Source organism: Streptomyces sp. NPDC037288 (genome assembly GCF_055603265.1).
In genome coordinates this window covers 187,917-195,666 of sequence record NZ_JBVJVY010000013.1, presented here as the reverse complement: position 1 = coordinate 195,666, position 7,750 = coordinate 187,917, and the positions used below count along the sequence as shown (strand labels likewise).

Sequence of the window (7,750 nt, the reverse complement as noted above, 5' to 3'; positions counted from 1 at the left end):
GTTAAGCACGCCGCCAGCGTTCGTCCTGAGCCAGGATCAAACTCTCCGTGAATGTTTACCGGTAATCCGGTGCAACACCACGAGAGCGGTGCGAGGGGAGGAATGATCCCCTCGCACACAGCGTCCTCGCTGTGTTTTTCAAAGGAACCTCGCCCCAGCAGATGCTGGAGACGGGGTATCAACATATCTGGCGTTGATTTTTGGCACGCTGTTGAGTTCTCAAGGAACGGTCGCTTCCTTTGTACTCACCCTCTCGGGCTTTCCTCCGGGCTTCCCTTCGGTGTTTCCGACTCTATCAGATCTTTTCTCGACCCGATTTCCTCGATGCTTTCCAGGTTCCCGCTCTCGCGTTTCCCTTTCCGGCGGTTCCGACTTTATCAGAAGATCTTGGCCAGTCTGACCGGCCGTTCATTTCCGATTAATCGGGAGGTGCTTCTCGGAGATGTCGTTCTCGACTTTCTCAGGAAGCTCATAGAGTCTAACGGCGACCTGTGAACCTGTCCAGTTCCAGGCAACTGTTTGAATCTACCTCCCCACGCCGTCCGTGTCAACGGGTCTTGTGGGGCGAAGAGGAGAGTAGCAGCTCACAGGGGTGAGACGCACATCAAGCCGCGGTGGGGACCGAGGCGCTGCGGTCCGTCGCTTCGAGGTCGCCGGTCTCACCCGCCCGTACCGCCCTGCCGCCCAGGACGTAGACGTAGGTCAGGAACGCCAGCTCGGCCAGGACGCCGATTCCGATGCGGGCCCAGGTGGGCAGGCCGGACGGGGTGACGAAGCCTTCGATGGCGCCCGAGACGAAGAGGACCACGGCGAGGCCGATCGCCATGCCGACGGCCGCGCGTCCTTCTTCCGCGAGAGCGGCGCGCCGGGTACGCGGGCCGGGGTCTATGAGTGTCCAGCCCAGGCGCAGTCCCGTACCGGCGGCGACGAAGACGGCGGTGAGTTCGAGCAGGCCGTGCGGAAGCACCAGGCCCAGGAACGTGTCGAGGCGGCCGGCTGAGGACATCAGGCCGAAGCCGACGCCCAGGTTGAGCATGTTCTCGAAGAGGATCCAGAGGACAGGCAGGCCCAGGAAGACGCCCAGGACCAGGCACATCGCGGCTGCCTGGGCGTTGTTCGTCCACACCTGGGCGGCGAAGGCCGCCGCGGGATGGCTGGAGTAGTACGTCTCGTACTCACCGCCGGGGCGGGTCAGCTCGCGCAGCTGGCTGGGCGCCGCGATGGACGACTGCACGTCCGGGTGGGTGCCGATCCACCAGCCCAGGAGGATCGCGATGGCCGTGGAGACCAGCGCCGTGGGTACCCACCAGTGGCGGGCGCGGTAGACCGCGGCGGGAAAGCCGTGGCCAAGGAAGCGTGTGACGTCACGCCATGAGGCGCGGCGGGTGCCGGTGACGGCGCTGCGCGCGCGTGCCACCAGTTGGCTGAGGTGCCCCGTCAGCTGCGGGTCCGGGGCGCTGGACCGGATGAGGGAGAGATGCGTGGCGGTGCGCTGGTAGAGGGCGACGAGTTCGTCGGCTTCGGCGCCGTTGAGGCGGCGCCGGCGGCGCAGCAGGGCATCCAGGCGGTCCCATTCGGCTCGGTGTACGGAGACGAAGACGTCCAGGTCCATCGGGTCTGCCTGCTCCTCGGCTGGTCGTCGACGGCTCGTCGCGGATGCTCACGATCGCGGTCAGCTTGTCGTACTGCGACGCGATGCGCCCACAGCTTGGCAGACTTGCGCTTCCGGGGGCAGACCAGGGAAGGACGACGGACGTGAGTGAGCTGGTGACGGGCGAGGCGGTGGCGCTCGAAGTGCGGCCGGCCAAGCTGCCGAGCAGGGCGCTGGCCGTGTTGCTCGACCTCGTGGCGGCCATGGTCGCGTATGTCGTCGTCAGCATCGCGGTGGTGCTGTCGACCGCTTCTCTGGACGAGGCCGCGCAGGTGGCACTGTCGATCGCGACGTTTCTGCTGGTGCTGGTCGGCGGGCCGATAGCGGTGGAGACGCTCAGTCACGGGCGTTCGCTGGGGAAGCTGGCGTTCGGGCTGCGGGTGGTGCGGGACGACGGCGGGCCGATCCGGTTCCGGCACGCGCTGGTACGAGGCGCGATAGGTGTGGTCGAGATCCTTCTGACGTTCGGTGTGATCGCCTGCATCGCCTCGTTGGTGTCGGCGCGAGGCCGGCGGCTGGGGGACGTGTTCGCAGGCACCCTGGTCGTACGGGAGCGGATACCGGCCGGTCGGGCCGCCTTCGTTCCGCCGCCGCCTCCGTGGCTTGCGGGACGGTTCGCCGAGTTGGACCTGTCGGCGGTGCCCGACGGGCTGTGGCTTGCGATCCGGCAGTACCTGACCCGGATGGCGCAGCTCGATCCGCAGGTCTCGCTGGGTATGGCCCAGCGGCTCGCGGCCGATGTCGCGACGCGGACGGGCGCGTCGGTACCGCAGGATCTGCCGGCGGCCGCATTCCTGGCGGCGGTGGTGCATGAGCGGCAGTCGCGTGAGGCCCGGCAGGCGTTCGGCGCCGCTGGATTCGCTCCGCCGGTGGCCGCGCCCGGCGCACCGGCCGCGGACCAGCCGCCCGCTTCCGCGGCGGCCCCGTCGCCGCAGAATCCCGGTCGGTCCGATCAGCCACAGGACTGGACCCGACAGCCGCAGGCTCCTGTCGTGCCGTCGGCCGAACCTGCGCGGAACGAGCCGCAGACCGACCGTCCGGCGACCGGTTTCGCACCGCCGGCGTAGCGCGAGGCCCGCTCGGCCGCCGTTCCTGTGGTCTCGTCTCCACGATCGTCCGGAAAGACGTCCGCCCCGGTCCAGGCGGTCTCGCAGGTCTCGGCGGTCCGGCGTCTCAGTCGAACGTCGACGGCGGTGACCGGAGGTCCTCCAGCTCGATCCCGGGCGCGGCCAGAACGACGTCGCCGGCGATGTGGACGGTGTGCCGTTCGCCCGTGTCCAGGGCTGTGACCTGGTATTCGTCCACGGTCAGGGGGCCGTTGTCAGTGGCGTGTGCTTCGCTGTTCACCAAGGCCCAGGACTGATCCACGGTGCGGGGGGCGAGGACCGGGTCGGTGAAGGCGACCAGGCGCACGCGGGTCGCGTCGGACGAGGGGGTGAGGCGCAGGAGACGGGCGGTGGCGACGAGGAACGCGGGGGACGTGCCGGTGAAGGCGTGGGCGCGCACATTGCCTTCGGTGGCATGGATTCCGGTGGGGTCGGTGCGAACCCAGGTGACGCCGTCGAGGGCGGCGCCGCGCACCTGCCATCCTCCCGCGTGGAGTTCCAGGCGGATGGGGCGGCCGAGCTCGTCCAGGGCGAGGTCGACCGAGCCGCGGTGATCACCGGCGGGGCTGGTCACCCGGGAGACATAGCGCCAGCCGGACGGCCCGGGGGCGCACTGGAAGTGTTCTTCAGCGAGGGGGGTGTGATCGTGCGGATCGTGGAGCGAATAGCGGCCGCGGGGCATGGGGGTCCTGGGGCTTGATGGGCTGACGGGCAGGACCGGTCACGGGCAGGACCAGTCAAAGGGGCAGGCCCCCGGCACGGGGGTGCGGGGGCCTGTCTCGTAGGGCCTGCTGCCGGGGAGCGCGGCGGTGCACCGGTGTGCTCCCCGGCGGGCGGGACTGCGCAGTCGCCGGCTCAGTAGCGGTAGTGGTCCGACTTGAACGGGCCGTCGACCTCCACGCCGATGTACGCGGCCTGCTCCGGGCGCAGCTTGGTGAGCTTGACGCCGAGTGCGTCCAGGTGGAGGCGGGCGACCTTCTCGTCGAGGTGCTTGGGCAGCACGTAGACGCCGGTCGGGTACTCGTCGGGCTTGGTGAACAGCTCGATCTGGGCCAGGGTCTGGTCCGCGAACGAGTTGGACATCACGAACGACGGGTGGCCGGTGGCGTTGCCCAGGTTCAGCAGGCGGCCCTCGGACAGCACGATGATCTTCTTGCCGTCCGGGAAGGTCCAGGTGTGGACCTGCGGCTTGACCTCGTCCTTGACGATGCCGGGGACCTTGGCGAGGCCGGCCATGTCGATCTCGTTGTCGAAGTGGCCGATGTTGCCGACGATCGCCTGGTGCTTCATCTTGGCCATGTCCGAGGCCATGATGATGTCCTTGTTGCCGGTCGTGGTGATGAAGATGTCGGCCTTGTCGACGACCTCGTCGAGGGTCGTGACCTGGTAACCGTCCATCGCCGCCTGCAGGGCGCAGATCGGGTCGATCTCGGTGATGATCACGCGGGCGCCCTGGCCGCGCAGGGACTCCGCGCAGCCCTTGCCCACATCGCCGTAGCCGCACACGACCGCGGTCTTGCCGCCGATCAGGACGTCGGTGGCGCGGTTGATGCCGTCGACGAGGGAGTGGCGGCAGCCGTACTTGTTGTCGAACTTCGACTTGGTGACGGCGTCGTTGACGTTGATCGCCGGGAAGAGGAGGACGCCGTCGCGCTGCATCTCGTACAGACGGTGGACGCCGGTGGTGGTCTCCTCCGTCACGCCACGGATCTCGGAGGCCAGCTGGGTCCACTTCTGCGAGCCGTCCGTGATCGTGCGGTGCAGGAGTTCCAGGATGACGCGGTGCTCGTCGGACTCGGCGGTGTCGACGGAGGGGACCTTGCCGTCCTTCTCGTACTCGACGCCCTTGTGGACGAGGAGGGTGGCGTCGCCGCCGTCGTCCAGGATCATGTTGGGGCCGCCGGTGGGGCTGTCCGGCCAGGTCAGCGCCTGCTCGGTGCACCACCAGTACTCCTCCAGGGTCTCGCCCTTCCAGGCGAAGACCGGGACGCCCTGCGGGTCGTCGGGGGTGCCGTTCGGGCCGACGGCGATGGCGGCCGCGGCGTGGTCCTGGGTGGAGAAGATGTTGCAGGACGCCCAGCGGACCCGGGCGCCGAGGGCGACCAGGGTCTCGATGAGGACGGCGGTCTGCACGGTCATGTGCAGGGAGCCGGTGACGCGTGCGCCGGCGAGGGGCTGGGCCTCGGCGTACTCCTTGCGGATCGCCATCAGGCCCGGCATCTCGTGCTCGGCGAGGGAGATCTCCTTGCGGCCGAACTCGGCCAGGGAGAGGTCGGCGACCTTGAAGTCCTGTCGGTTGTCGACAGTCGTCATTGCGAGCTGCTCCTCGGGGTTGGGTCGAGGTGGGTACGGCTGGTCTGCGCGGCGGCGGACACAGGTGTGCCCGGAGGAGGACACAGGCGTGCCCACGTACGCGCAGCACAGTCCGTCGGAGGCCCTCTCTCCCTCGGCCGGCCCGCGTTGGGCCGCCCGACCGCCATCAGCAGCGACGTCTGGCTCCGTCCCAAGCTACACCGGACGGCCCGGTCGGCCCCAGTCCGCCTCCGGTCGGCCCCAGTCCGCCTCCGGTCGGTTCGCACACTCCGAGAGGCGGTTTCGGGGTGCGGCGCGGGGGCAGGTGCGGGCCGGCAAAGGTGTGGAACCGCGGAACGGTAGCCCACAGACCGGTATGAACAGGGATTTTCGCACCTTTGGGCCGCGGGTGGGGTGGTGCAGGATGCAGGGGAACCGGGGCCGTCCGGTTCCGCTCGCGGGGCGTCCGGAACGGCGCCTCGTTGCGACGAAGGCGTTAGACGAAGGCGTTAGACGAAGGCGTTAGGAGATCGACGTGACGAGTCCGGCCGGCCCTCCCTCCACGGATGGCCGCGATGACGAGCGGCGGCAGGTGAAGCTGCTGGCGGTGACCGCCTGCCCGACCGGCATCGCGCACACCTACATGGCGGCGGAGAAGCTCGCACAGGCCGCGGCGAGCCGTGGCATAGAGATGAAAGTGGAGACCCAGGGATCCATCGGTGTGGAGAACGTCCTGGATGACAACGATGTCAGAAGCGCGGACGGCGTCATCGTCGCCGCGGACAAGGACGTCGACCTGAGCCGCTTCGCGGGCAAGCGGGTGCTGACGGTCGGGGTTGCCGAGGGCATCCACCATCCCGACCGGCTGATCGAGCGGGTGCGGTCGGCGCCCGTGTACGCGCCGGGCGGGGGCGCGGGCGGTCCGGCCACCGTGTCGGCCGGTGGCGGTGGCGGTGGCGGTGGCGGTGGCGGTGGCAGAGAACGGGGGACGGTGTACAAGGCGCTGATGAACGGCGTGTCGTACATGATCCCGTTCGTCGTCGTCGGCGGTCTGCTGATCGCGGTCTCGCTGGCCCTCGGCGGGCATGCGACGGCCAAGGGCTATGTGATCCCGGACGGCACGTTCTGGGCGCACGTCAACGCGATCGGCGGGATCGGCTTCCAGCTGATGATCCCGATCCTGTCCGGCTACATCGCCTACGCCATCGCCGACCGGCCCGCGCTGGTGCCGGGCATGATCGGCGGCTGGATCGCCAACACGGGCGCGCTGTACGACTCCAAGGCGGGCGCGGGGTTCATCGGGGCGATCGTGACCGGGTTCCTCGCCGGGTACCTGGTGTCTTGGATCAAGAAGGTCCGGGTGCCCAGGTTCGTGCAGCCGATCATGCCGATCATCGTGATCCCGATCGTGGCCACGACGGCGCTCGGGCTGTTCTTCGTCTATGTCATCGGCAAACCGATCTCGTGGGTGTTCGAGCACCTGACGAGCTGGCTCGGCGGGATGACGGGAACGAGTGCGGTTCTGCTCGGCGCGATTCTGGGGCTGATGATCGCGTTCGACATGGGCGGGCCGGTCAACAAGACGGCGTTCCTGTTCGGTGCGGGGCTCATCGCGAGCGGCAACCAGACGGTGATGGGCATGTGTGCCGCGGCGATTCCGGTGATGCCGCTGGGGCAGGGGCTGGCCACGTTGATCCGTCGGCGGTTGTACACCGATCAGGAGCGGGAGACGGGGCTGGCGGCGCTGTTCATGGGATGTTTCGGCATCTCGGAGGGTGCGATTCCGTTCGCGGCGGCGCGGCCGGCGCAGGTGATTCCGGCGAACATGCTCGGTGGCGCGGTGGCCGGTGCGGTGGCGGGGCTGGCCGGAGTGAAGGACGCGGTGCCGCATGGGGGGCCGATCGTGGCGGTGCTGGGCGCGGTGACCGGGGTGCCGATGTTCTTTGTGGCCGTGGCGATCGGGGCGTCGGTCACTGCGTTGGCGACCGTGGCGATGGTTGATGTGAGGGGGCGTCGGGGGTGGAGGGTGTCCGCCGGGGCGTCTGCGGGTGTGGGTGCTGCTGCGGCTGCCTCGTCGGGGGGTGCCGGTGTGTCCTCTGTGGGTGCGGGATCCGGGGTGGTTGTGCCCGGGCAGCGGGGGGAGGCCCCGGTGGGCGGCTCGGAGAGCTCGGTGCCCGTCCCTGCGGACCGGGAAGGCGCGGCTGAGGGCGACCGGGCCGAGGTGTTGTCCGGGTATCTCGATGAACGGACCGTGCAGGGCGCGCTCGGGGCGGTGGAGAAGGACGCCGCGATCCGCGAGATGGCGGAACTGCTGGCGCGCAGCGGGCGGGTCGCCGATGTGGACGAGCTGGTGGCGACCGCGTTGCGGCGCGAGGCTCAGGGGACGACCGGGCTCGGTGAGGAGATCGCGATCCCGCATGCCAAGACGGACGCGGTGACCGCGCCGGTCGTCGGTTTCGCCCGGTCGGCCGAGGGGGTCGAGTGGGGTTCGCCGGACGGTACGAAGGCCCGGTTGGTCTTCATGATCGCCGTGCCGGAGGTGGCCGCGGGCGACGAGCATCTGCGGATCCTCGCGCTGCTCTCGCGCAAGCTGATGGATCCCGGCTTCCGGGAGCGGCTGCTCGCTGCTCCGGACGAGGGGGCGGTGCTCGACGCCCTCGGCGACGTCGGGTGAGTTCGGTGATTCCGCCTAGTCCGCTCA

General features: G+C 69.3%; 5 protein-coding genes. 2 read left to right on the top strand and 3 right to left on the bottom strand.

The window, feature by feature from the left end:
- Window positions 1-604: 604 nt before the first annotated feature.
- On the bottom strand, window positions 605-1,612 hold the full coding sequence (locus ACZ7GZ_RS18070) for a stage II sporulation protein M (RefSeq protein WP_471025094.1): 1,008 nt from the start codon (window positions 1,610-1,612) through the stop codon (window positions 605-607).
- Window positions 1,613-1,755: 143 nt separating this feature from the next.
- On the opposite strand from ACZ7GZ_RS18070, the gene ACZ7GZ_RS18065 reads away from it, so the two are divergent.
- Complete coding sequence (locus ACZ7GZ_RS18065; RefSeq protein WP_471025105.1) at window positions 1,756-2,718, top strand: RDD family protein; 963 nt, start codon at window positions 1,756-1,758, stop codon at window positions 2,716-2,718.
- A 106-nt stretch (window positions 2,719-2,824) separates the two neighbouring features.
- On the opposite strand, the gene ACZ7GZ_RS18060 is transcribed toward ACZ7GZ_RS18065, so the two are convergent.
- Window positions 2,825-3,439, bottom strand: a complete 615-nt coding sequence (locus ACZ7GZ_RS18060) for a hypothetical protein (RefSeq protein ID WP_471025093.1) — start codon at window positions 3,437-3,439, stop codon at window positions 2,825-2,827.
- Between the two features lie 173 nt (window positions 3,440-3,612).
- Entirely contained in the window at window positions 3,613-5,070 is a 1,458-nt protein-coding gene (gene ahcY, locus ACZ7GZ_RS18055) for an adenosylhomocysteinase (RefSeq protein WP_471025091.1), read from the bottom strand.
- Between the two features lie 514 nt (window positions 5,071-5,584).
- On the opposite strand from ahcY, the gene ACZ7GZ_RS18050 reads away from it, so the two are divergent.
- Entirely contained in the window at window positions 5,585-7,723 is a 2,139-nt protein-coding gene (locus tag ACZ7GZ_RS18050; RefSeq protein ID WP_471025090.1) for a fructose-specific PTS transporter subunit EIIC, read from the top strand.
- Window positions 7,724-7,750: the final 27 nt, after the last annotated feature.